This is a genomic window from Brevibacillus sp. YAE8 (assembly GCF_057543335.1).
In genome coordinates, this window is sequence record NZ_BAAIYG010000004.1 from 303,960 (window position 1) to 327,689 (window position 23,730).

The 23,730-nt window shown below is 52.6% G+C and carries 21 protein-coding genes; 4 read left to right on the forward strand and 17 right to left on the reverse strand.

All coding sequences use genetic code 11. From position 1 onward, the window contains the following. Nucleotides 1-139 precede the first annotated feature (139 nt). Entirely contained in the window at nucleotides 140-1,741 is a 1,602-nt protein-coding gene (locus AC27IT_RS09340; RefSeq protein ID WP_327944931.1) for a sensor domain-containing diguanylate cyclase, read from the forward strand. Nucleotides 1,742-2,835: 1,094 nt separating this feature from the next. Here the strand turns inward: AC27IT_RS09340 and AC27IT_RS09345 are convergent. The 9 genes from AC27IT_RS09345 to AC27IT_RS09385 form a co-directional block, all read right to left on the reverse strand. After that, nucleotides 2,836-3,144, reverse strand: coding sequence for a DUF3139 domain-containing protein (locus AC27IT_RS09345; protein WP_197187064.1), 309 nt, complete (start codon nucleotides 3,142-3,144; stop codon nucleotides 2,836-2,838). 662 nt (nucleotides 3,145-3,806) lie between these two features. Further along, on the reverse strand, nucleotides 3,807-4,454 hold the full coding sequence (locus tag AC27IT_RS09350) for an SMI1/KNR4 family protein (RefSeq protein ID WP_025847926.1): 648 nt from the start codon (nucleotides 4,452-4,454) through the stop codon (nucleotides 3,807-3,809). A 269-nt stretch (nucleotides 4,455-4,723) separates the two neighbouring features. Then, nucleotides 4,724-6,283 (reverse strand): L-glutamate gamma-semialdehyde dehydrogenase, encoded by a 1,560-nt coding sequence (gene pruA, locus AC27IT_RS09355; protein WP_283858782.1) that lies wholly within the window; start codon nucleotides 6,281-6,283, stop codon nucleotides 4,724-4,726. A 19-nt stretch (nucleotides 6,284-6,302) separates the two neighbouring features. Then, complete coding sequence (locus AC27IT_RS09360) at nucleotides 6,303-7,217, reverse strand: proline dehydrogenase family protein (RefSeq protein ID WP_025847922.1); 915 nt, start codon at nucleotides 7,215-7,217, stop codon at nucleotides 6,303-6,305. A gap of 14 nt (nucleotides 7,218-7,231) precedes the next feature. Beyond that, nucleotides 7,232-8,740 carry a sodium/proline symporter PutP gene (putP, locus tag AC27IT_RS09365; RefSeq protein WP_025847921.1) on the reverse strand — a complete coding sequence of 503 codons (1,509 nt, stop codon included), beginning with the start codon at nucleotides 8,738-8,740 and terminating at the stop codon, nucleotides 7,232-7,234. Between the two features lie 239 nt (nucleotides 8,741-8,979). Then, nucleotides 8,980-10,047 carry an ornithine cyclodeaminase family protein gene (locus AC27IT_RS09370; RefSeq protein WP_487091751.1) on the reverse strand — a complete coding sequence of 356 codons (1,068 nt, stop codon included), beginning with the start codon at nucleotides 10,045-10,047 and terminating at the stop codon, nucleotides 8,980-8,982. 193 nt (nucleotides 10,048-10,240) lie between these two features. After that, nucleotides 10,241-11,122 (reverse strand): MurR/RpiR family transcriptional regulator, encoded by an 882-nt coding sequence (locus AC27IT_RS09375; protein WP_081774670.1) that lies wholly within the window; start codon nucleotides 11,120-11,122, stop codon nucleotides 10,241-10,243. Nucleotides 11,123-11,387: 265 nt separating this feature from the next. Next, a complete protein-coding gene (gene yhbH, locus AC27IT_RS09380) occupies nucleotides 11,388-12,545 on the reverse strand; it encodes a sporulation protein YhbH (RefSeq protein ID WP_005835378.1) in 1,158 nt (385 codons plus the stop codon). A gap of 96 nt (nucleotides 12,546-12,641) precedes the next feature. After that, entirely contained in the window at nucleotides 12,642-14,540 is a 1,899-nt protein-coding gene (locus AC27IT_RS09385; protein ID WP_025847917.1) for a PrkA family serine protein kinase, read from the reverse strand. Between the two features lie 368 nt (nucleotides 14,541-14,908). Between AC27IT_RS09385 and AC27IT_RS09390 the strand changes: the two genes are divergently transcribed. Continuing rightward, nucleotides 14,909-15,109, forward strand: coding sequence for a hypothetical protein (locus AC27IT_RS09390; protein ID WP_007779969.1), 201 nt, complete (start codon nucleotides 14,909-14,911; stop codon nucleotides 15,107-15,109). 283 nt (nucleotides 15,110-15,392) lie between these two features. Here the strand turns inward: AC27IT_RS09390 and AC27IT_RS09395 are convergent, their stop codons facing one another. From AC27IT_RS09395 to trmL, 3 genes are all read right to left on the reverse strand, one after another. Beyond that, entirely contained in the window at nucleotides 15,393-15,575 is a 183-nt protein-coding gene (locus AC27IT_RS09395) for a hypothetical protein (RefSeq protein WP_260507656.1), read from the reverse strand. Between the two features lie 149 nt (nucleotides 15,576-15,724). Further along, nucleotides 15,725-16,453: an HAD family hydrolase gene (locus tag AC27IT_RS09400; RefSeq protein ID WP_487091752.1), complete on the reverse strand. Its 729-nt coding sequence runs from the start codon at nucleotides 16,451-16,453 to the stop codon at nucleotides 15,725-15,727. Between the two features lie 74 nt (nucleotides 16,454-16,527). After that, nucleotides 16,528-16,998: a tRNA (uridine(34)/cytosine(34)/5-carboxymethylaminomethyluridine(34)-2'-O)-methyltransferase TrmL gene (gene trmL / locus AC27IT_RS09405; RefSeq protein ID WP_005835388.1), complete on the reverse strand. Its 471-nt coding sequence runs from the start codon at nucleotides 16,996-16,998 to the stop codon at nucleotides 16,528-16,530. A 159-nt stretch (nucleotides 16,999-17,157) separates the two neighbouring features. Between trmL and AC27IT_RS09410 the strand changes: the two genes are divergently transcribed. Then, a complete protein-coding gene (locus tag AC27IT_RS09410; RefSeq protein ID WP_283858780.1) occupies nucleotides 17,158-17,865 on the forward strand; it encodes a ferric reductase-like transmembrane domain-containing protein in 708 nt (235 codons plus the stop codon). A 19-nt stretch (nucleotides 17,866-17,884) separates the two neighbouring features. Here the strand turns inward: AC27IT_RS09410 and AC27IT_RS09415 are convergent, their stop codons facing one another. The 4 genes from AC27IT_RS09415 to rnhA form a co-directional block, all read right to left on the reverse strand. Then, nucleotides 17,885-18,859: an amidase domain-containing protein gene (locus tag AC27IT_RS09415; protein WP_026557982.1), complete on the reverse strand. Its 975-nt coding sequence runs from the start codon at nucleotides 18,857-18,859 to the stop codon at nucleotides 17,885-17,887. Between the two features lie 162 nt (nucleotides 18,860-19,021). Beyond that, nucleotides 19,022-19,570, reverse strand: coding sequence for a methylated-DNA--[protein]-cysteine S-methyltransferase (locus tag AC27IT_RS09420; RefSeq protein WP_005835393.1), 549 nt, complete (start codon nucleotides 19,568-19,570; stop codon nucleotides 19,022-19,024). Nucleotides 19,571-19,743: 173 nt separating this feature from the next. Further along, complete coding sequence (gene queG, locus AC27IT_RS09425) at nucleotides 19,744-20,961, reverse strand: tRNA epoxyqueuosine(34) reductase QueG (protein WP_283858779.1); 1,218 nt, start codon at nucleotides 20,959-20,961, stop codon at nucleotides 19,744-19,746. Beyond that, on the reverse strand, nucleotides 20,958-21,398 hold the full coding sequence (gene rnhA, locus AC27IT_RS09430; protein WP_007779986.1) for a ribonuclease HI: 441 nt from the start codon (nucleotides 21,396-21,398) through the stop codon (nucleotides 20,958-20,960). The genes queG and rnhA overlap by 4 nt, the downstream gene beginning before the upstream one ends. 157 nt (nucleotides 21,399-21,555) lie before the next feature. Between rnhA and AC27IT_RS09435 the strand changes: the two genes are divergently transcribed. Next, a complete protein-coding gene (locus tag AC27IT_RS09435; RefSeq protein ID WP_005835401.1) occupies nucleotides 21,556-22,227 on the forward strand; it encodes a B3/B4 domain-containing protein in 672 nt (223 codons plus the stop codon). A gap of 15 nt (nucleotides 22,228-22,242) precedes the next feature. On the opposite strand, the gene AC27IT_RS09440 is transcribed toward AC27IT_RS09435, so the two are convergent. Then, complete coding sequence (locus AC27IT_RS09440; RefSeq protein WP_005835403.1) at nucleotides 22,243-23,574, reverse strand: purine/pyrimidine permease; 1,332 nt, start codon at nucleotides 23,572-23,574, stop codon at nucleotides 22,243-22,245. Between the last annotated feature and the right edge of the window lie 156 nt (nucleotides 23,575-23,730).

Genomic DNA, 23,730 nt, shown 5'->3' on the forward strand with positions numbered 1-23,730 from the left:
TGTGGAATCGGCGAGATTTTTTTATAAAATTCATTTTTCTACATAGCATGTCCCGCCTGTATCGCTTATAATACACATGGAATTTTTACAGTTCTCTTCCATCGTGAATCGATCCAACGCAAAGAGAGGCCTAAGCCATATGCCTGTTTTTCATCGTTTTCCAACGAGCCAGGGGAAAAAGATTGGTTTGACTACCCTTTTGACGGGTCTTGTTTCCTTGTCCATTCTGTTGACGCTGACGATTCTTCTCGTAGCCTCGTATCAATCGAAAAAGAAGTCGCTGATTGATACGACTCTCACTCTAAACTATTCGAGCGCAAGCAAAATGAGCCAAATGATCGACTCCCTGTTCCTATCCATGCGCAGCAGCCTGCGCTATTCCGCCACCGTTTTAATCGACCATCCCTCACGGACGCAACAAGAAGCCATCGAACATCTGGAGATTCTTCGCAAAAGCGGCAACTACTTCAACTCGCTTACTGTCGTAGATGAAACCGGAACGGTTCGCAGTGTGTCCCCGCCATCGCTCGGCACTGTCGGACAGAAGCTTACGACCAGGGAAGCGCAATACGCACTGGCATTGAAAAAGCCTTACATCTCATCGCCCTACATTTCCAAAAAGTACAAGCGCCTCCTGCTGTTTATGAGCGAACCGATCTTTGACAAGGACGGACAGTATCGCGGATTCGTCGGGGGAACGATCTATTTGCAGGATCACAACATTTTGAACATGATTATCGGCAACCCGGAGATAGATACGAGCGGCTCGTCTTATTCGATTGTCGGCTCGAATGGACAGTTGCTGTTCCATCCGGACAAACAGCAGATCGGCCAGAACATCCAGTCCAATCCCGTCGTACGAAAGCTGCTCGCGGGCAACAACGGCTACGACCGGATGTTGAGCATCAACGGCGATCACCTGCTGGCCGGGTATGCGCAAGTTCCGGCAAACGGCTGGGGAGTCATCGTCACTTCGCCGATGGAACTCGTTTACAACGAGCTGCACAGCCAGGTGCGAATGATGCTGCTCTACTTGCTGCCTCCGTCTCTGTTCCTGCTTCTGGTTGTGATTCAGCTCGCCCACAAGCTGGCCAGACCTTTTGTCCACCTAGCCGATCTGATGAGCAAAATGGGCTCGGAAAGAGTCGAGCTGCCCCCGGACAAGCACCATTGGAACCGGGAGGCCGATTTATTGACCAAAGCATTCCGGACAGCGGCCAAAAAAATCAAAGAGAAAACCGACCGCTTGACCCACGAAGCAACCACCGACGTGCTCACAGGGCTTGCGAACCGCCGTTCCGTCGAAGAGATTTTGCAAACGTGGACGAAAGAGAAAAAGAACTTTTCCATCCTCCTGCTGGACATCGATCACTTCAAGCACGTCAACGACACCTTCGGCCATCCGGTCGGCGATGAAGTCTTGAAGCAGTTTGCGGAAATCATGAAAAGCTGTGTGCGAAAAAGCGACATTTGCGGCCGTTTCGGCGGCGAAGAATTCATCGCCCTGCTCCGCAGCGCTTCCAGCACAGAAGCCTTGTCCGTCGCGGAAAAAATCCGAACGCAGATGGAAAGCAGCACAAATCCGACGGGCCAGCCCATCACCGTATCGGTCGGCATCGTCAGCAGCCCGCTCCACAGAGATTCCGCTACACAGCTCATCGAACTGGCCGACCAGGCTTTGTACCAGGCGAAAGAGTCTGGGAGGAACAAGGTTGTAATTGCGAATGAGAAAGGTTGTTGAATAAAGTTTTGTGCGAGAAAAGGGCGACTGCATCTGTTGGGGGTGCAGTCGTTTTTTCTTTCGGGGGGTGTTGGGGAGGTGCTTAATTGTTGGTTGGGTGGGCATGAGTTTGTGTGTTCGTGGCTTTATGCTTTCCCGCCTGTATGTGTTCCTGCCCTCCTGCCTTCACACTCAGCCTCCTGCCTTTCGCAAAATCACGCCAAAATCAGGGCTTGCTTCCTTATTCGTTCGCACTCGATTTTGGCACAACAAACACTTGGGTAGGCCACTCCCCGACCGGCACTTGCCGTATTTGGCTTAATTTTTCGGCATCGAAAACAGATAGCGTCCCTTGCACAAAGTTCGTAACCAACAAATTCGAATCGTCCAAAGCGATCGAGGAAGGCGTTGGCGAATGCAGTTTTGCCTTCAGCTTCATCTCTTTAAGATCGTAGACGGAAACCGCGTCTCAGATAGCGGGTATTGTCAGGTAGCAATCCCCATTTTTCACTCTTTCTTCTAGAATGCCGCCTTTGATGTACTGCCCGCAATATCAATCGTTTGTGTTGGTTCCCATGAGGATTCTGCTTTGCAAGTGCTGCCGCGTGATTAGTGTGCGAATTTTGCTAGGGCGATTTTTTGTTGGATGCTGGCAGTAGCTGCTCGCGGCTTCAAGGACAGCAGTAGCTGGTGGATTTTCGCTAGGGCCAGTTTTTCGTAGAATGCTGGCGGCAGTTGCTCGCGGCTTCAAGGGCTGCGCTAGCCTGATTCGTATTTCGCTAGGTCAAATTTTTTCGCTGGTGCTGGCAGCAGTTGCTCACCGCTCCACTGACCGCGCTAGCAAGCATGAGAAACGCTTATTACCTTGTTTGAGCCAGATATGATTTTTCTATCGCGGTATATCAAACAACCGCAAGAAGATAGTATCCAACAAATGAAAATGGAGGTAATTGCAGTCATCCGCGAGGGACAATCCCCCTTTCGCCTCCAAAGGCGGTACCAGCGTAGGACGTCCATAATGGGTGGACTTTTTGAGACGATCGGTCGAACGCCAATCGCTCATAACAGGGAAAAACGCCCGAATCTGGGGATTCGGACGTGTAGATTATCGGGACTCACTTATGTTTGTATTCGTATCCTTTGGGTTTAGGCGATGGATGTAAAGGTATTATGTTTCCGTTTTTTTCAGTATAAAAGTATCTTACATCGGGTTCATCAGCAAAAATAACTTCTACACTAAAAAGCGGAAGCTTCCCAAAAACGCCATCTAGACTAACTATTGTTTTCTCATCGAGATTTTTCTCCGTAATGAGATATTGGCGTACTTGATTTTCTAAGCTTAACAAAGTTCCTTGAACATATATAACTGGAGCAGAGATCATGATTAAGACCAGGAAAACTATAATCATTGTTTTTTTGTTCATTTTCGTTATCCCCCAAAAAATTGGTTGTAAAATGATGCTTTTTTTCCCTTAAGAGTGAAAGCGATAATGGGCGCCCTACTATCGTTAATCAACTTTATAGGAGGAATTTTATATGGCATCTGATAAACCACAATATCCTGGTACTAACACCGATATGAAGCCAGGAGACGTATTGTACTCGAAAAAAAGCTTTTCGACTTTTTTTGTTGGACACGTGGCAATTGTAGGACCGGACTACGATATCATTCACGTTCACCAAAAGGACCTTGGTTCGTTGAAGATATCGATTACTATGTATCGCGATTTAGGGACGGCGATAAGATCGAAGTTCTCCGTCCCAGGAGTGGAGCTTCTAAAGCTGCTAAATGGGCAATCAACCATATTGATGACGTAAAGAAATACTACTTCAATATGGACTTGGATAATATTGAGCTTAGTTATTGTTCTAAGTTCATCTGGCAAGCATTTTACTATGGTTATAATCTCGATATTACCGGCATGGGTCTTACCGATCGCAGTAGAGCAACCCATATTTATCCAAATGATGTTCGAGATTCCGATCACCTTGCATCAACAGAAACCATCGACGTTGAGAAGTAAGAAGCTGAAACCTCGCATTAGCGAGGTTTTTTATTTGAGCGCCGATTTAAGATCTCAGTAGTTTAGACGGACTTTAGCGTGCTAACCACGAAGCTTTCCACTAAGCTTTCGAACTTCCACTCCCAAAAAGCAGCCCCTTGAGAAACGATCAGTCGATCAAGCCAAGTTTCAAAATTAAGCTTAACATGGCAGAGCGGGTCTTCGTGGTCAAAGCGGACCAAATAGTTGCATGCCCCTTGCCTCACTCGGTCCGCATCTATGAAGAAGTAGTCTCCGTTGTTTCTGGAAATCGGCAGTAAATTTTTCGGCATGTCTTTGAATTTCTGATGGCGTTCTCTGATTCGTTCAAGGCTAAGCAGTTTATAACCGCCCCCTGCGTATGCGTCTGTAAAAAGTTGAGCGCCGTTATGCAACAACAAAAAGTCTCTAAAGTCGGCAGGTAAGCGCACATCCATGTCCTTTTCGAACTGGTCGATCTCCTGCTCCGAAGCTGGAGAATGGAAAACGAACACCGCACGATAGACAAACCCTTTTTCCAGTTGGACAGTCATCGAATTATGCTCGTCAAGCCTCTTCTTCAAGCCTTCCAGTATGGAGGCAACCACACTATTTTTCAAGCACACACTACCTCCAATAGCCATCACCTTAGAAGCACATCGCTCCCACAATTCCTCCATGGCGGACATCGTCATGAAAATCTCATTTCGCAACAATCGCCTCCTTTCTACGATAATGGAAAAATATGGTGTACGTCAATATCAGCCCAGCAAAAGCAGCACCGCTCTCGTAATCCGGCATGGTCGTTCCATCTCTCAAAGCTCATCGCAACTGTTGCGCAAGTACTTCCCCCGAAAATCTGAGCAGAAAACCTCTGACACCCCATATCCTGTCCCGCACTACTTGCCTCCTCCATGAACTGAACTGCCCACAAGCACACAAAAAGCCCACGGCACCAGCCGCAGGCTCTGCAAGAAAGCTCCTACTGTTTTTGCGTGTACAGTTTACCCTGTGTGAACAACTTCAGATAGTCATAACTGCCGGACTTTGAATCCGTCCCCGACATGTTGAATCCGCCAAATGGATGGACGCCGACCAGCGCACCCGTGCATTTGCGGTTCAAGTACAGGTTGCCGCAGTGCATATGCGCGACTGCGTAGTCCAGGCGATCTTGCTCCTGCGAAAAGAAAGAACCTGTCAGCCCGTACTCGGTATCATTGTAGATCTCAATCGCTTCTTTCCAATCCTGCGCCTTGGCAACAGCCAGGACGGGGCCAAAAATCTCTTCCTGCATGATCCGGGAGTTTCGCACTACTTCTGCAATGATTGTCGGCTTGAGATAGTAGCCATTCCCTTCCGCCTTTTCGCCGCCGCACAGCAGCCTGCCTTCCGCTTTCCCGATTTCCATATATTCCAAAATGCGCTCATAGGCTGACCGATCGATCACAGGGCCGACCGGGTAGTTTTCGCTCCCGGCGCCAACCGCCAGTTGCTTTGTTTTTTCCACGACCTTTTCCACGAGCTGATCGTAAATCGATGCGACTGCGATCAGTCGGGAGCCAGCAGAGCATTTCTGACCCTGGAAGCTGAATGCCGATTCGACGACCGCTGTGGCTGCTGCCTCCAGGTTAGCTGTCTCGTCCACGACGATGCCATCTTTTCCTCCCATTTCGGCATTGACCCGCTTGATCCACTTTTGTCCGGGAGCGGTTTGCCCCGCGATCTTGTTGATGTGCAAGCCTACGTCCTTGGAGCCGGTAAAGCTGATAAAACGCGTCTGCGGATGAGCGGTTAGATAGTCGCCGATCTCTTTGGAGCTGCCTGGAATGAAGTTGATGACACCGCTTGGCAATCCTGCTTCCTCCATGATTTTGACAAATTGATAGGCGATGATCGGCGTCACGGACGCTGGCTTGAGCAGGACGGTATTCCCCGTCACGACTGCTGACACGGTCAGTCCGACGCAGATCGCCAGCGGGAAATTCCACGGCGGGATCACGACTCCCACTCCGAGCGGGATAAACGTCAAACGGTTGTTTTCGCCCGCAATCTTCGTCAGCCCGTGTTCATCCTCATCCAGCTTGAGCATGGCGCGGCCGTAATACTCCATGAAGTCGATTGCTTCGGCTACTTCGCCATCTGCTTCCTCGTAGTTTTTGCCCGACTCCAAAATCAGCCACGCTGAAAAATCATAGCGACGCTGGCGAAGCAGTTCGGCTGCCCGGAATAAATACGAGGCACGCTCGGCGGCAGGCACGTGCTTCCACGTTTCAAACGTGGACAGTGCCGTATTCATGGCTTTTTCAGCCAGCTCCTGACTAGATGAGCTCATGTAGCCAATTACCTGGTCCACCTGACCGGGATTGATGGAAGTGATTTTTTTGTCGGTCATGATCTTTTCCGAACCGATGTGCAGCGGGAATTCTCGTCCCAGCTCTTGCTCGACTTTCGAGAGGGCGTCCTTCATCTCCCGTACATGTTCCGGCTTGGTAAAATCTAGGATCGGTTCATTCACAAAGTCTTCCAATCGTTTCACTGTCATCTCTCTCCACTCCCACTCTTTATTTGAATAAATTTTTCAGCACAAACCACACATTGGCGGGACGCTCTGCGAGGCGGCGCATGAAGTAGCCAAACCAGTCGATGCCATACGGTACGTACACCCGCACTGTGTACCCTTCATTGGCGAGCCGTTTTTGCAGGTCAGTCCGAATCCCATAAAGCATTTGAAATTCAAACTGGGTATTGGTAATCCCGTGCTCGCGGATGAACGGAAGAATCTGCTCCACGACAGCGTCGTCATGGGTGGCGATCCCGGCGTAATTGCCGTTGAGCAAATGCATTTTGATGATCTTGAGATAGTTGGCATCTACATCCTGCTTGTCCGGGTAGGCTACCTCGGCTGGCTCCTTGTACGCTCCTTTGACGAGCCGCACGTTCGCCTTCCATTGGTTCAAGTCTGCAATATCTTTTTCCGAGCGGTACAAGTACGCCTGGATGACGGTCCCGACGTTGTCAAATCGCTTGCGCATTTCCCGGTACAAGTCCAGCGTCGGCTGGCAGTGCGAGTAGTCCTCCATTTCCAAGCGAACGAAGTTTCCATATTGCTCGGCACGTTCCAAGATGCGGGTGACATTGCTCATGCAAACCTCGGTGCTGATATCCATGCCAAGCGAAGTCAGTTTGACCGACAAATTGGAGCGAATGCCTGATTGGTGAATCGCATCGAGTGTGCGCAGACAATTTTCGGTAGCTTCCGTGGCGGCCGTTTCACTCGTTACGTATTCCCCCAAATAGTTCAGCATTGCCACCATTTTTTCTTCATTTAGCTTTTTGACGGATTGAATCGCTCCCTCGATGGAATCTCCCGCGACGAAACGCCCGGCGCCAAAGCGCAATCCGTATTTCTTGGCAAGCTGATTGGCCGTCTTGTTTTTCGCCAAACTTTGAAACGTATTTCGTAACAGCACTTCCATCCTCTCGTTCCCTCCTACGCGCTTATGCTCTTGACGTATTCAAATTCCTTGAGGACTTCCTTGCTCGGAGGAGCACCTACTTTTGAAAAGAAAACGATCGCGAGCAGCGATAATACAAAGCCAGGCACCAATTCGTAAAGCTGGAACGGAATCACAGCAGCAGACTGCGGCAATGGCGTGCCATCCGCTCCGACAGGCGGCGTCGACAACAAGCTCCACAGGATGACCGTCACTCCGCCGACGATCATGCCGGCCAAAACGCCGTTACGCGTTGTCTTTTTCCAGAAAATCGACAGGAGGACAGCAGGTCCGAAGACAGCTCCAAATCCCGCCCAGGCATAACCGACCAGATTGAGCACCGAGCTGTTCGGATTAAAAGCGAGCAAAGTCGCAAACAGCGCAATCGCCACCACGCTCAAACGGCTGACCCAAACCAGCTCTTTCTGCGATGCGTGTTTTCGGATAAAGCCTTTGTACAAATCTTCAGATAACGCACTTGCTGACACGATTAGCTGCGAACTTATCGTACTCATAATGGCAGATAAAATGGCGACCAGGAGCAGCCCCGTGATCCACGGATTAAAAATCGTCTGGGCAAATGCGATAAAAACGGTTTCAGGATTGCTCAACGGCTGGCTCATATAATAGGCAATCCCGGTAAATCCGGTAAAAATGGCTCCGAAGAGAGCGATGACGTTCCACGTGTTGTAGACGAAGCGGCCAATCCGGATGTCCCGCGACGTGCGGAACGCCATAAAACGCACGATCACATGCGGCTGTCCAAAATACCCGACGCCCCATCCCAAGAGCGAAATGATGCCAAGCGTGGTCGTCCCCTGGAACACGTCGAGAAACGCGGGAGATACATCCCCTACTTTTTGCACCGTTTCGTCCCATCCCCCAAGCTGGGTAAAGGCGACGACTGGCACAGTGACGAGCGCGAGGAACATCAGCGAGCCTTGCAAAAAATCTGTCCATGCCACGGCGAGAAATCCGCCAATGAACGTGTAGGCCACAATAATCAGGGAGCCAACCAGCAAAGCCGACTCATACGAAAAACCAAATGTTTTCTCAAACAGGATCGCCCCTCCCACCAAGCCGGACGAGACATAGAAGGCGAAGAAAATCAGGATGAACAAAGCAGAGATGATCCGAACGGATTTCGTCTTGTCATGGTAACGATTTTCCAGGAAGTCAGGGAACGTAATCGAATTGTTCGCGACCTCGGTATAAATCCGGATCCGTTTTCCTACAAACTGCCAGTTGATATACGCCCCTATCGCAAGCCCCACAGCCAGCCATATCCCGGACAGCCCGCCCGCGTAGATCGCTCCCGGCATCCCGAGCAGCAGCCATCCGCTCATGTCCGAAGCTCCTGTGCTGATTCCGCCGACGAAAGGGCCAAGCGACCTGCCCCCCAGGATGTAGTCGTCAAAATTTTTCGTCTTCCGATAAGCCAAATAACCGATGAAAAGCAGCATGGCAAAATAGGCAATAAAAACAATCAAACTCTCATGTCCCATGCATCATCCCCCCCTCTATTCATCCAAGCTCTTTTGATTGAAGGCCACTGGCTTTTGTATCGCATGTTTTTCCGAAGCACTCCCCCTTAGACACGACAGGAGGGAAAAGACGATGATCGAACTCATCGGGACGAACAGCCAAAACCAAGATGCCCACGTTAACGAATGTTCCACACGCTTCACCTTCTTTATGGTTTGGTGGGGAGCAAGACGGCCTTGCCCCCCGAATCTGGAAAAGCTTATGTCCAGTACGCTTGCTCCCACAGGGAGAGCTTTTGGCCGATCCCGAGCTTTACTGCGTTTTGATAGACGCGATACGCCTCGGAAACATCGTGAATCGACATGCCGATCGGATTAAACAAAATCTTTTCCTGTTCATGGGAACGCCCTGCCTGTTCACCAATGATGATTTTGCCCAGCTCGTGAATATCCCCCTCGGAAATAAAGCCGTCCCGCACAGCCCGGTAGCTCACGTCTACTCCATGGTGGGAAACTTGCTCGAAGTCATCCACCACAATTTTGTTGTAGTTTACCAGCTCTTCTGGCGCTGTATCCCAGAACGAAATCTCCGAATGGAACGCCCCTTCCTTTAGCCACTCGCCTTTGACATACGGGAAAGTCGACATGGTAGCGGTTACAACAATGTCCGAGTCGCGGATCGCTGCTTCCGCGCTTTCAACCGGAACGACATCGAGATTCAGCTCTCTGCTCAATTCATCTGCAAACTTCTTCGTTTTTTCCTCATTCAAGTCGTACACCTTGACTTGTTTCAGTTGATTTTGGAAGACGCCGTTAATCGCCATGATTTGCGTCCGGCTCTGTACTCCGGCTCCAATGACGCCTACTACCGACGAATCGGGACGTGCCAAGTACTTTGCTGCGACGCCGGTTGCCGCTCCGGTCCGCATCGCGCTTACGATTGTGCCATCCATCACCGCCAGCGGGAAACCGTTATTCGGATCGGCCAAAATGATGACAGCAGACGCCCGCGGCTGTCCGTATTTTTGCGGATTTTGCGGCATGCTCGGTATCCACTTCACCCCTGCAACGTCCAGGTCGCCACCCAAATAGGAAGGCATCGTCATAATTCGCCCGCGCGTTTCCTCCGTTTCCGGACCTCCCCAGCGAATGACCGGTTTCATCGGCTGAACGATGTCTTTTCTGCCATGCAAGGTAAAAGATTTCTCGATGATCTCCAAAGTCCCTCGCATGTCTAGCCCGCCAGCCTTGATGCAGTCCTCCTGCGACAGATACAAAAACCGGACCGCCTTGTCGACAGCCTGCTGGGCCACCGCTTGCTCACTCATCATGCTGTACCCCTTCTTTTTGTTTGATTTTTTAGAATTGACTGATTTATCGTCATCTTAACATGTGTTTGGAGCATTGTAAATCAAAATTTTAAAAAAGGAATATTTATTCCATTTCGTTTTTTTCCGCATGACAAAAAGAGCTGAGAACGCTCCCAGCCCTGCCATCTTCTCTCTTTTGTTCTGCCCGTTCCTATGATCGCGTCACCTTTTTCTCTTTCAGCACCCTGCCCAACTGCTTTACTTTTTGAATCGACGTCTCCGAGGTTCGCTTCCCAAGCTCGATGACCAGTGCTTCGATCAGCGCGATGATCGGAACAATCGAAAAATGCTTTTTGCTCGTCTCGACCTTGAGTGTCACATCTGCAAAAGAAACGATCGGACAGGACAAATGGTCTGTGATAAGAATGACAGGAACGCCTCGTTCATGAGTCAACTCTGCCGCTTCGAGGGTCCGGATCGTGTACGGCTCAAAAGCAAATACAATGAGCACTTCATCCTGTTGAAATTGCAAGATGCGGTCGTACAGCGCATCGCTATCGTAGCTGAGCTGACGCGTCTTGGAGTAAAATTCCTCCATCAGAAGCTCCATGTAAATGGCCGTTGCTCGATAGGGGCGAAAGCCGAGCAGATTGATGCGGCTCGCTCGCAAAATCAATTCCATTGCCTTTTGAAACTGCTCGACAAAGTGGAGATCGAGTGTCTCGCCAAGCAGATGCACAGATTCCTCCCATACCGCCGTCAGCGTCTGGCTCGCCGAATTTCCTGCCACGTCCGATTTATTGGCGAACGAATCACGCACATATTCGAACTTTTCTCCTGAGCTAACCGATACGTCATGAAAATTTTTGCGCATCTCGTAAAAATTGGAGTAGCCCAGCGCCTGCATGACCCGAAGGACTGTAGACGTCCCTACCCCCGCCTGGTCTGCCAGTTCCTTTACGGTCAGCATTCCGATCGTCTGATAATTCTTGATAATAAAGTCGCATAACTGCCGCTGGCGTTTTGGCAATGATTCCTTGATGCTGTTGATCGAGCCAATCATATCCTGAACGGGATCTTTTTTTATAATCATGCCATTCTCCTATGCATCCAAAGTTTGTTCTTCTCATTGTACTGTTATTTACTATAGGAAAAACTAATTGTCAACCGTTTGGAATTTCAGGAGGTCTTTATCAGTCGCCTAAGCGGCTGCCCGCGATCCGGGGGCTGCTGCTTCTCCCGGGCCACCCTATCCCCGCTCACTGACGGCTTTCTGGCGCAGCTCTGGCACTTTATAAATAAAGAAAAAAAGCCAACCCCATCCCCGTTACAGGATGAAGCTGGCTTTGACGCGCCCCTCACGTTACTGCTTCTTTTTTCCCAAAAAACGTCCGAAGCGCCTTGTAAACCTCGCCCTTTTCCCGAATCACGCAATGCAGGAACTTGGGCTCCTTGATGTGGCGATACGCTGACATGAGTGTTGAGTGCCTGTTATACTGGTTGACCTCTCCATAACCGAACATGTTGCATCTCTCCATGAGCTCTTTGACCAGCTTCACGCAGCGCTCGTTGTCGGATGTCAGGTTGTCGCCGTCGGAAAAGTGGAACGGGTAAATGTTGTACTGGGACGGCGGATAGCGGCTGTCGATGATCTCCAGCGCTTTTCTGTAGGCGGAGGAACAAATCGTCCCCCCGCTCTCGCCTTTCGAGAAAAAGGTGTCCTCCGTCACTTCCTTCGCATCTGTATGGTGCGCGATGAAGACGATCTCTACTTTTTCGTACTTCGTGCGCAGGAAACGAACCATCCAGAAGAAAAAGCTGCGGGCGATGTACTTTTCGAAGACGCCCATCGACCCCGAGGTATCCATCATCGCAATAATGACTGCATTCGAATGCGGCTTGATGATCTCTTCCCACGTCTTGAAACGCAGGTCGTCTTCAGTGATGCCCAGCTCCAGGTCGCTGTAGCCGGCAAGGGCGTTGCGGCGGATCGCGGCGATCAAGGTCCGCTTTTTGTCGATGTTGCCCATCAGCCCTTTTTTGCGGACATCGTTGAAGCGCGTCTCCTCAATGACAATCTGGTCCTCGTCCTTGCGCTGCAAGTTCGGCAGCTCCAGCTCGGCGAACAGCATCTCCTGCAATTCCTCGACGCTGATTTCCGCCTCGTAGTAATCCACTCCCGGCTGATCTCCGGCGCCCTGGCCTTTGCCCGGCCCTTGCGCCTGATCGCCGTCCTTGGCGATGACATCTCCTACCTTGCTGTTTCCTTTGCCTTGACCTCCGTGCTTTCCCTTTTGGAAGTTAAAACGCAATCGGTATTCATCCAGGGAGCGAATGGGGATCTTGATAACTTCCCGACCGTTTGACATGATGATATTTTCTTCGCTGACGAGATCGGGCAGGTTTTTTTTGATCGCTTCTTTCACTTTTTCCTGGTGTCGATTTTGGTCCTGGTACCCTTTGCGGTGCAGCGACCAGTCTTCCCGGGAGACAATGAACGATGGTGCATCTTCCATGGCGTCTCCTCCTAGCAACTGGCGCAATCTGCGCCGAATATGATGTGCGGGATAAAGCGTAGGTGCGTTTTTGTCAGGGCTGTGCGAACCGCTTTTTTACCTGTTCAGCAAGCTTCCCACGTAACGGAGCAGCTCGTTGGCGCAAACCGGGCAATAGTTGTGCTCTTCGATGAGGCGCTTTGTCACCTCGTTGATTTTTTTCAACTGATGCTCATCCGGCGTTTTGTTCGAAGTCGTGATCTTGACGACGTCCTTGAGGTCGGCGAACAGCTTTTTCTCAATCGCTTCCCGCAGGCGGTCGTGCGTGCTGTAGTCAAAACGCTTCCCTTTGCGCGCGTAGGCCGAGATGCGGATGAGGATTTCTTCGCGGAATGCCCGCTTGGCGTTTTCCGAAATGCCGATCTGCTCCTCGATGGAACGCATCAGGCGCTCATCTGGATCCATCTCCTCGCCGGTGACGGGGTCGCGGATTTTATTCATGTTGCAATACGCTTCGACGTTGTCGAGATAGTTATCCATGAGCGTTTTCGCAGACTCTTCGTAGCTGTAGACAAACGCTTTTTGCACTTCTTTTTTCGCCAGCTCGTCGTATTCCTTGCGGGCGCTGGAGATGAAGTTCATGTAGCGCTCCCGCTGCTCCTTCGTAATCGACGGATGCTGGTCGAAGCCTTCCTTCAGCGCGCGGAGAATGTCCAGCGCATTGATGCACTCGGTGTCGCGGCGAATCAGCGCGCTGGAGATGCGGTTGATGACGTAGCGCGGGTCAATCCCGGCCATGCCCTCATCGGCATGCTCGTTGCGCAGCTCTTCCAGATCGGCACCCTTGAACCCTTCCACCGATTCGCCATCGTACAGACGCATTTTCTTGAGCAAATCGGCTCCTTGCTTTTTCGATTCCTTCAGACGAGTAAGAATAGAGAAAATGGCGGCTGACCGCAGGGCATGCGGGGCAATGTGCACATGTCCGAGATCGGATTGTTTGATTAATTTCGCATAAATTTTTTCCTCGTCGCTGACGCGCAAGTTATACGGCATCGGCATGACGATAATCCTAGACTGCAACGCTTCGTTTTTCCTGTTGGCAATGAAGGCTTTGTACTCGGATTCGTTCGTGTGAGCCACAATCAGCTCATCCGCGGAGATCAGGGCAAAACGGCCCGCCTTGAAGTTTCCTTCCTGCGTCAGTGACAGCAGGTGCCAGAGGAATTTCTCGTCGCACTTCAGCATTTCCTGGAACTCCATCAAGCCACGGTTTGCTTTGTTCAGTTCCCCGTCAAAACGATAGGCGCGGGGATCGGACTCGGAACCGTACTTGGTAATCGTAGAAAAGTCGATGCTGCCAGTCAAATCGGCAATGTCCTGCGACTTGGGATCAGAGGGGCTGAATGTACCAATCCCGACACGGTTCGCTTCGGAGAAAAGAATGCGGCAAACCGGGAAGTCTTCGATGCGTCCGCCGTATTCCGTCTCCAATCTCATGCGGTTGTAAGGAGTAAGCTCTCCCTCGATTTTGATGCCCAGCTCTTCCTCAATTTCCGGACGCAGCTCATGCGGGATCAGATGCAACGGCTCTTCCTGCATCGGGCAGCCTTCGAGCGCGTAGACGGCGCCTTCGTCCGTGCGGGAATACTCCTCCAGTCCTCGTTTGAGCATGGTAACGAGTGTGGATTTACCGCCGCTGACCGGACCCATCAAGAGCAAAATGCGTTTGCGGACGTCCAGACGACGTGCTGCCGAGTGAAAATACTCCTCAACCAGACGTTCAATGGAACGATCCAGCCCGAAAATTTCCCGGCTGAAAAATTGATACGAGCGTGTGCCATCCTCGCTTTCCTCGACACCAGCACTTTTAATCATGTTGTAGACGCGTGAATGAGCCGTCTGGGCAATTTGCGGATTTTTGCGAACAAGCTGCAAGTACTCGGCGAAAGTCCCTCTCCACATCAGGTTTTCTTCTCGGGCCCGGTGCTCAGCGATTCGTTTTAAAATGTCCATGTTCGACACTCCTCCCTCATAAGCCCCTCTCTCTTCCCTAACGACAATGTACTCTCATGTATATGTCTGCCTGCGGTCACGCATTCGCGTGGAACCCGTTTTCTTCGGTTGCCAACAGGCTCTTCAAGCCTTTACATATGTGTATGCGAGACATGAGCACAAGTTTCAGCAATCTTGCCACAAAAATCATGCACGAGTGGCAAATTTTCTTTTCGCGGCAGGGAATATTACGGAAATGTAAGGTTTTGTTGATTGCTTTGTAAGCTAAAGCAATGGTTTGTAAGCCGATCCGTCGCGTACAATTAACTCATCCATCAGCCATCATTCATGCGCAGTTGATTGATCTGCAAACATGGGAGGTCCGAATCATGAATACGCAAAAAGATCGCATGCAAATCAAGAAAGGTCTGTACTTGACCGGAATCGCCGCATTGATCGTCCTCGCTGTCTTTGTTTACCAGTGGGTGCGCGGCATGGAGCTGGATACAGGTGAAATTCTTAGTGTTCCGATCACCTTGGGCGCTTTCCTGAAGCTTTGGAACGATCACCGAAAACTGTCCTTAACATAAGGAACGCACAAGCTTTAATCCGTTTGCAAAGTGGGCAGGCTACGCTATAATGGGAGTAGTTTGTTTACGAAAGGAGCTGTCCAACATGGGTACGTTTATCGTAGCGTTGGTCTTCGCAGCTTTTCTGTTCTTCATCCTGACAGCAGGCTACAACGAGGACAAAACCTGGAATCTGTAGGGACAAGCTAACGGGCAGTTTGCTGGCATCAGCACGGCGCTCCCAGGAAAAAAAGCAGGCTGCCTGTCACGGCAACCTGCTTTTTTTCGTTGAAGCTTCGTTCGTTTACGCTTCTTGTCCCTGCTGTTTTTTGTCCGCTTGCTTTTGGGCTTTCGCGGCTTCTTTCGCGGCTTTTTCTGCCTTGCCTTGGGTAACGGTCGTATCCGCCGCTTTTTCCTCTGCACTCGCGACAGAAATTCCGCTGAACAGCAAAGCAGCCATGGCCATAGTCGAAACGATTTTTTTCACGTTGGTTCCTCCTTCTTGTGTACGAAGCGTGATTGCTACGTAACAAGCCTGCCGCACGACTTTGGGAAAAGTATGTGAAAAAGCAGGCTGCCCCGCTTTTGCGGCAAACAGCCTGCTTGCTCGTTGCCGGCGACGACAGCCAGCGCAATTTATGCTTTGGCAAACACGCCTGTCCGCTCCGTAATCACCTGATACAATTCCTCCAACGAGCCTCGCTGATCGACCGGATACTGCGGCTCGCCGCGGTCTTCCAGCCAGTTCGTGACGAGGTACGTCTTCATCCCCAGCTTCGACGCGACCATGTCTTCCTGCATGTGGTTGCCGATCATGATGCAGTCGGTCGGCTCCACGCCGAGCTTTTGGCAAATTTCCGCGAAATAGCCGGGATTCGGCTTCGTATAATGCGACTCCTCATAGACGGTCACCAGTTCGAAATCGTCCGCGCTCATGCCGATCCAGGCGAGCCGATGGAAAATCGCATCGCGCGGAAAGACCGGATTGGTGGCGACCGCGACCCGATAGCCTTGCGCCTTGGCCGCATCCACAATTTTTTTGCCCCACGGCGAAGGATAGGTCAGATGGGACAGCGTCGGGAACACATCGCGGTAAAAGGAATCGAACAGCGGCCACACCTCTTCGCGATCCCATTCGCTGTGCGCGGTAAAATATTCGATGAACACCTGTTCATTCGTCTTCTCCGGCTCCTGGCTCATAATCATCGCCTTGGTTGCGTCCCAAATCAGCTTCAGGAGCTTTTCCGTATCGTACTTGTCGCCAACATGGCGGCCTACCTCGACCAAATAGCTTTTGACAAAAGGCTCGGTCTGCATTTCCAGGAGCGTTCCGTCCAGATCAAACAGGATCGTGTTCACAGTCATTTGCGTTCTCTCCCTTTTTCATCGACGCCCTGCTTGTTGTTGCTGCTGTAAGCGAAGGCGTTTGTCATCGTGCCCTAATTCAGCCCCGGAAAACCTAGCTGCCGCAAGCCTTCAAACAAAACGATCGCCGCACAGTTGGACAGATTGACGGAGCGGGTGGCTCCGCTCATCGGAATGCGAATCGTCTGCTCCCGGTACCTCTCCGTCAGTTCCTCCGGCAAGCCGGTGGTCTCCTTGCCCAAAATAATGTAGTCGCCATCGCGAAAGGAAACATCGGTGTACAGCTTCTCGCCCCACGTCTCCACGAAGTAAAACGTGCCTGCTCCCTCTCCCTGCGCCGCGGCAAAATGCTCAAAGCTCTCGTGATGGTGGATGTTCACCGCGTGCCAGTAATCGAGGCCAGCCCGCTTCAAATAGCGATCCTCTGTCGAAAAGCCAAGCGGGTGAATCAAATGCAAATGAGCGCCAGTCGCTGCGCAGGAACGGGCGATATTCCCCGTGTTGGCAGGAATGAGCGGCTCGTGCAAAACAATATGTAGCGGCATATCAGCAAAACTCCTTGTATATGACGAACTTGGGTCCTTCAAATCTCTTCTATTATACATAAACCAACCGCGCCATGACCACCGAGCCAGTGCCTGTAACATGCAGCGGGGCTGTTGCATCTAACGGGAAAACAACGGATGCAAAGGAGTGTCGCTGACATGAATACGCCCCGCCGTCATCTGCTTCGCCTGCTCGCCCACATAATGTCTCTTTTGATCGTCCTGATTAGCGCAGCATGGATGTGGCCTGACTTTTCCGCTTTCCCGGCTATGGAGGCGTGCAGCATGATCGCAGGCTACCTCTCGTTTCTCCTGATCGGTCTCACCCTCTTGATTGGCCCGATCAAGTCGTGGCTGCCCGGACGCTGGACCGCTGCCTGCTTGTCCATCCGCAGAGATGTCGGCATCTGGGCCGGACTGACTGGCATCCTGCATGTCTGTCTCGTGCTGATCCTGTTTGAAGGAGAGCCGAAGCTGTACATGATCTCTGACACCCGGCCTGACCAGACGGGCGGGTGGCTGCGCCTGTTTCTTTATGCGCCTCCCGAGTCCGGCGTATGGCCGATTCCGAACTGGAGCTTTACGGGTGTCGCCAACTACTTGGGAGCGATCGCCTTCATCCTTTTGCTGGCGCTCTTGTGCACTTCCTCTGGACGCGCGGAAAAATGGTTGGGCGGCTCCGCCTGGAAAAGACTGCATCTGGCCAATCCGTGGCTGTTTCTTCTCGTCCTGTTCCACGGCCTGATCTACATTCAATCGATCAAAGGAGAGCCGCACAGCTTCTCCGACCTGCTCGTCTTCGCAGTCGTTGTCTGGTTCGTTCGCAGCCTCTCGTTTGGCCGAACTGTGCTCAAGCGCAGGCGGTAACCTGCAAAGCCAAAGCCGCCTACACTCCGCGAATATGAAAAAACGCATAACGGATGCTGGGCGTATAGGCAGTCGAGTCCTCATACGCCCAGTAGCGCATGCTGCTGTCTGTCGTGTGGGCGTTGACAAGCGGCATCATATTCGCGTCCATCGTGACCACAATCGTATTGTGCTGAAAACGTCCGTCGCCGTTAAAGTCGTAGCAAATGATGTCGCCCGGAACCAGCTCGGCGGCAGACTTTTTGGCGACAGCGCGCATCGGCGGCCCGCCTGATTTCAGCAACAGGTACAAGCTGTGCGCTACCGTCCAGCTATAGCTCCAGTCCGCGCTTTTTCCGGTGCGAATCCACCAGCCTTTGCCACGTTCCTTGGACATCAGCATGGGAATCCCCCCGGCGTACAAGCATTGCGATATAAAATTGGTGCAATCATCGTTGAAGCGCGGGTAAGCGGGATTCGTCGTATTCCAGTACCGTTCTGCATAGGCGACTGCTTTATCCGCCCGATAGCCGCCCGCGCCGTGGACGACGAGCAACGGCTGCGACACCGCCTCTTCAACGGCTGTTACCGACGCCGTGCCCCGCAGCTCCTGTTCCTCTATCCCTTCGCTTTTCTGGTCGCCTCGCTGCTCCCGCGTGCCGACAATTCCCCACTGACCTGCCGCTTTGTCCAAACGAAGCTGAAGCATCCGTCTGCTCGCCTCTTCATACGTTTTGTTTTTCAACAGATACCGGCTCTTGCCCGTCCAGACTACCGTGATGTCAATCGCAGCATCCGTCTCCAGCCAACAGACGGGCTTGACCTGGCCGCTCACGCCGCGAAGCGCGGCCCCCCGCTTGCGCATTTGCCGATGGGCGCGATGGATGCGTTCCCATTCTTGTTGCAGCAGCGGCTTTTGCTCCAGATAAAAAGGCAGCAGCCGCTGATGTTGTCCATCCAGAATCGATTGGTGCACGGCATCGAAGTACCGTTGCACAAACGCACGCCATTCCATCCGTCGCTCCCCCTCTTCCCAGCGTTCTATGCCTGGACATGTCGTTCCTTCCGCCAGCTCGCCTCGCGGGGCACGCTCACTCCCCATCCACGAGCTCACCTGGCATCTCACGAAAAGAATATGTCAAGGACAGTGCATTCAGAAGAAAGAAAAGCCATCCGGCTAGCGGACAGCTTGGTTGGAGGTCGCATGGGCAAAAAGCGGCCCTTCCTCGTGCGACAGCAAAAATTCTTTGATGGACAGCCCGCCTCCGTAGCCGACGAGCGCGCCGTTTGAGCCGACAACCCGGTGGCAAGGGATGATTACCGGGATCGGATTGCGATTGTTCGCCCCGCCAATCGCCCGGACCGCTTTGGCCGCTCCGATAGCGATGGCAATGTCCTTGTAGGAGCGGGTTTCGCCGTATGGAATATTCGTCAACTCAGTCCACACTGTTTTTTGAAAAGGAGTGCCGTACAGGACGGTAGGAACGTCAAACTCTGTTCGCTCGCCGGCAAAATATTGCTCAAGCTGCAGCTTGGCCTGCTCGTTGATCGCTTCGTTTTTCTCCGGAGTGACTCCGAGAAGCGTCTTTTTGCACCAGCGAACAAGGCGCGGCAGTCCTTCTTCCTCGTTCGCAAAGTCGATGTAGCACAAGCCTTCCTCCGTCGAAGCGAGCAGCAGCGGGCCAATTGGCGATTCCATTGTGGTGTAGCCTACTTCCTGTGCCATCGTACATCCTCCCTCTCTCCCAAATATTTTTTAGCGCAGGCTGCCTTGCTATCGCTCGTCCGCTCCCGAAACGCCAGCGGCTTCAGGCGACTTTTTCCAGAGGTTAGCCAGCCTGTCATACGTCTGTCTGTCACAGCGGCTTTCGCGCTTTTCACCAGCGTACCAGCCTGCGACTAGGGGAGTTGTTCCTGCTGTTCCTGCTGTTCCTGTCGCCGCTGCTTCTCCCCCTGCGCACTTTGCTCCGCCAGCAGCTTCATCCCCTTCGCAATCTCGTCCTGCACCTCTGCCACCTGCTCCGTCTCCTGTGCCCTCACGAGTGCCGCTTCTGCATCGGCTCCCCCGATTTTCCCCAGCGCCCAGGCTGCTGTGCCGCGAATGACCGGACGTGGATCGTTCGCAAGCAGGCGGGCGAGATGAGGAACCGCGGTGCGATCCTTGAAGTGGGCCAGGGCCAGAATCGCGTTGCGCTGAATCGGTTTTTTGCCGCGCCACGATGAAGAAGACAGGCCGAACTTTTCCTTAAACTCCTTGTTGCTCATCTCCAGAAGCGGGATCAAGAGCGGCTTGGCAATCTCGGGATCAGGCTGAAACTCGGGATGATGGTTGGAGTTGATCCGGCGGTTTTTCGGGCAGACGGTTTGGCAAGTATCACAGCCGTACAGCCGATTGCCGATTTTTCCTCTAAATTCGTCTGGAATGAAATCTTTTACCTGAGTCAAAAACGCTACACAGCGCTGAGCGTTGAGCTGGCCTCCCTGCACAAGCGCCCCGGTCGGACAGGCGTCTACACATATGTTGCAATCGCCGCAGCCTTCTTCGATCGGGTGGTCGATCGGCAACGGCAAATTCGTCAAAAGCTCGCCCAGGTAGACCCACGAGCCGAACTCCGGCGTAATCAGCGCACAGTTTTTGCCGACGAATCCGACGCCAGCCCGCTCGGCGACAGCACGATCAGACAGCGCGCCCGTGTCTACCATCGATTCGATTTTGGCACCCGGCTCCAGCTCCTGAATGAATTTGCCGAGCTTGTCCAGCTTGTCGCGCAGCACGTGATGGTAATCGACTCCCCAGGCCGCCCGGCACAAAATGCCCCGGTACGCGCCAGGCTCGGACTTGGGCGGATTCTCCAGCTTGGACGGGTAGGCGAGCGCAATCGAAATCAAGGAACGCGCACCCTCCAACAGCAGGCTGGGATTCGTCCGCTTTTCCAAATCCGGCTCCTCAAAGCCTGACTCATACCCCTTTTCCCGGTGCTCGATCAGTCGTTCCTTGAGCGTCAAAAAAGGGTCGGCGCTGGCAAAGCCGATCTTGTCGATGCCGATCTCCTTGGCGTAATCAATGATGGACTGCTTCGTCTGCTCCCAGTAGCGCAAGTCTTGCTCGTCAATCACAGTTGTTTGATCGCTCCCGTCGCCAACTCGTCGCAGCGGTTGTTCCACTTGTTGTCGGCATGTCCTTTTACCTTGACGTACTCTACTTGATGAATATCCATCAGCCGAAGCAGCTCTTTCCACAAGTCCTGATTCTCTACCTGCTGGCCTTTGCTGTTTTTCCAGCCGTTTTTCAGCCAGCCCTTGTACCAGCCCTGCTTGAAGCAGTTGACCAAATACGCGCTGTCGCTGTACAAGGTCACCTTGCAAGGCTCTTTCAACGTGGACAGCGCCTTGATCGGCGCAAGCAGCTCCATGCGGTTGTTCGTTGTATGTGGTTCGGCACCGGACATCTCCTTGATGTGCTGGCCGTACATCAGGACAGCACCCCAGCCGCCCGGCCCGGGATTGCCAGAGCAGGCGCCGTCTGTATAAATCTCTACTTCACGCATTGTCATCGTCTTTGGAAACCTCCTCTGTTGCTTCTATTGTATCGAAGCTTAGTCGCTTCCACAAAAATATTTTGCTATACTACTTGAGAAATCTGTCCTGTTCCAAGCTTTGGCAAAAATAGTCGTTCGCAAGCGAATTTTCTTATAGAAGGAGTGAATCATGATGAACGTACAACTCGACTCTACCGTGACCGAGCGCCTTCCCGCCTTTTCCCTCGGCATTTTGCAATACAGTGGCGTATCTGTCAGCGACTCGCCAAAAATGCTGCAAGGCCGGATCAACTACTTTGTAGAAAGCTTGCGCCTGGAGCACGAGCTGTCCCGCCTGGCCGAGATCGAAGGCATCCGCGAATGGCGAGCCGCCTTCAAAAAAGCGGGGATCGATCCTTCCCGCTACCGCCCCTCCTCGGAGGCACTGCTGCGCCGTCTGTTGCAGGGCAATCCTTTTTTCTGGATCAACAGCGCCGTAGACGTCAACAACTTCTTCTCCGTCCTGCATGCGCTTCCCTTTGGGATTTACGATCGGCAGCAGCTTACAGGCGACGTCACTTGCCGTCTGGGCCGGGAAACAGACGTGTACGAAGGATTGAACGGTCGCGAGGTCCACATGGAAGGAAAGCTGCTGCTCGCGGACGAGCAGGGGGCCTTCGGCAGTCCGATTGTCGATTCCAAGCGAACTTGTGTGACCGAACAAAGCCGGGACCTGCTGCAAGTCGTCTTTTTCCACGAGCAGCTTTCCGCTGAGAAAAAGGACGAAATCATCGGCTCCGTGGGCCGCATGTTTACCGAGATCAACGGCGGCGAGCTGACCCACAGCGCCATCGCCTCGCCTTAATAAAAAGACGGCCCGTCATGCAGCGTGGCCGTCTTTTTGTGTCTGACTGTCAGTTGGCTTGCGAAAAACAACGTGCTCCAAGAGCAAACAGACGATTACCCCGAGCAGCAAGCCGTTGCCGAACAGGAAGCTGACCAGCGCAGGCAGCTTCTGCCAGGCGGCTGCCGGAACAAACATGACGCCAATCCCGATCAGAAGCGAGCTGCCCCCGACCGTGATGGCCCGATCATCCATTTTGACTGTCACGTAATCTTTCAAACCGAACCCGAGAAGCTGCGTGTACGAAATGAACATCGCCGCATAGGCAACCGGAGTCGGCAAAGCCGCCAAAAAATGAGCGACGGTCGGGAGCAGGCCAATCAGCATCATCCCGACCATCGCGAGCATGAAGGGCAGGCGCGACGCCATGCGCGTCGTCTGGATCACGGCGGCAGCCAGCGAAAGCGGGATCATCCCCACGACGCCGCTCACGCCGGAAAGCAGGTGAGACACCCCTGTAAACACCCCGCCACGGTTGTATTGGGAATCGGTCGGCACCGTATTTGTCGCCTTGCCCATCACGACCATGCTCGTCACCAGGTTCGTCAGCAGGACAAATCCGGTCAACATGCTCGTCAGGACGACGCCCCAGTCCCAGCGCGGCGTTCCCCAGAAAAAGAAGCTCGGCCACGAGATCAACTGATCCGCAGGCCGCACAGGCTCCGTCCAGCCCAATACGGCGTAAAGCACCCAGCCGCCGACCATGCCAAACAGGACCGCAAAGCTGGAAAAGCGCTTCGTCCGCATGATCCAGACGACCAGCGCCACGATGCCGACGGAAACGAGCGCTACGCCCGGCTGCACCTCTTTGGAATGCTGAAAGCCAATCCCCAGCATCCCGGTCAAAATATTGCTGCACAAAGAAATCGCCAGCAAAATCATATACGTGCCGGATACAAGCGGTGTAAACCATCTTTGCAGCTTGCCGATCCAGCCCAGCATCCCGAAGCCGATAAACAGCAGGCCCGCCAACGCCATCCCGAGCTGAAACGATTGCCCGATCTCGCGCGGCTGCAGCCCTGCACTCGCACCGAGCTGCGCCAAAATGATAAAAATCCCCCACCACAATCCAGCCGGTCCTTCCAGCATCGGATAACGGTGTCCGATCCATACTTGCAAAAGCGAAGCCAGCCCGATGAAAAACATCGTCTGCTGCATCAAATGGCTCATCTCGTCTGCCTGTAACCCATACACGTCCCCGATCATCAACGGAACGGCAACACTGCTGGAGACAGCTACGATCATCCATTGCAAGGCCGAGAGAATGCTCGTGCCCACTGGAGGTCTGTCATACAATCCGTACTTCAAAACAATCCACCTCGTTTTCTTGCCGCCAATCAATCATGAGCTATGCAACTAAATGTCTCCAGTTAAGAATATCATCATCCGGTTTTTCGGCAAACATGCAAAGGGGCAAGAAACTCTCTGCGAGAAATTTCTTACCCCTTATGCTTTGGCCGCCCA

What these genes read in the sequence shown, in the direction of transcription:
- AC27IT_RS09340 (WP_327944931.1), top strand. Translation starts at nt 140, where the DNA reads ATGCCTGTTTTTCATCGTTTTCCAACGAGCCAGGGGAAAAAGATTGGT.
- AC27IT_RS09345 (WP_197187064.1), bottom strand. Translation starts at nt 3,144, where the DNA reads ATGAACAAAAAAACAATGATTATAGTTTTCCTGGTCTTAATCATGATC.
- pruA (WP_283858782.1), bottom strand. Translation starts at nt 6,283, where the DNA reads ATGACAGTGAAACGATTGGAAGACTTTGTGAATGAACCGATCCTAGAT.
- AC27IT_RS09360 (WP_025847922.1), bottom strand. Translation starts at nt 7,217, where the DNA reads ATGGAAGTGCTGTTACGAAATACGTTTCAAAGTTTGGCGAAAAACAAG.
- putP (WP_025847921.1), bottom strand. Translation starts at nt 8,740, where the DNA reads ATGGGACATGAGAGTTTGATTGTTTTTATTGCCTATTTTGCCATGCTG.
- AC27IT_RS09370 (WP_487091751.1), bottom strand. Translation starts at nt 10,047, where the DNA reads ATGAGTGAGCAAGCGGTGGCCCAGCAGGCTGTCGACAAGGCGGTCCGG.
- AC27IT_RS09375 (WP_081774670.1), bottom strand. Translation starts at nt 11,122, where the DNA reads ATGATTATAAAAAAAGATCCCGTTCAGGATATGATTGGCTCGATCAAC.
- yhbH (WP_005835378.1), bottom strand. Translation starts at nt 12,545, where the DNA reads ATGGAAGATGCACCATCGTTCATTGTCTCCCGGGAAGACTGGTCGCTG.
- AC27IT_RS09385 (WP_025847917.1), bottom strand. Translation starts at nt 14,540, where the DNA reads ATGGACATTTTAAAACGAATCGCTGAGCACCGGGCCCGAGAAGAAAAC.
- AC27IT_RS09390 (WP_007779969.1), top strand. Translation starts at nt 14,909, where the DNA reads ATGAATACGCAAAAAGATCGCATGCAAATCAAGAAAGGTCTGTACTTG.
- AC27IT_RS09400 (WP_487091752.1), bottom strand. Translation starts at nt 16,453, where the DNA reads ATGACTGTGAACACGATCCTGTTTGATCTGGACGGAACGCTCCTGGAA.
- trmL (WP_005835388.1), bottom strand. Translation starts at nt 16,998, where the DNA reads ATGCCGCTACATATTGTTTTGCACGAGCCGCTCATTCCTGCCAACACG.
- AC27IT_RS09410 (WP_283858780.1), top strand. Translation starts at nt 17,158, where the DNA reads ATGAATACGCCCCGCCGTCATCTGCTTCGCCTGCTCGCCCACATAATG.
- AC27IT_RS09415 (WP_026557982.1), bottom strand. Translation starts at nt 18,859, where the DNA reads ATGGAATGGCGTGCGTTTGTGCAACGGTACTTCGATGCCGTGCACCAA.
- AC27IT_RS09420 (WP_005835393.1), bottom strand. Translation starts at nt 19,570, where the DNA reads ATGGCACAGGAAGTAGGCTACACCACAATGGAATCGCCAATTGGCCCG.
- rnhA (WP_007779986.1), bottom strand. Translation starts at nt 21,398, where the DNA reads ATGACAATGCGTGAAGTAGAGATTTATACAGACGGCGCCTGCTCTGGC.
- AC27IT_RS09435 (WP_005835401.1), top strand. Translation starts at nt 21,556, where the DNA reads ATGAACGTACAACTCGACTCTACCGTGACCGAGCGCCTTCCCGCCTTT.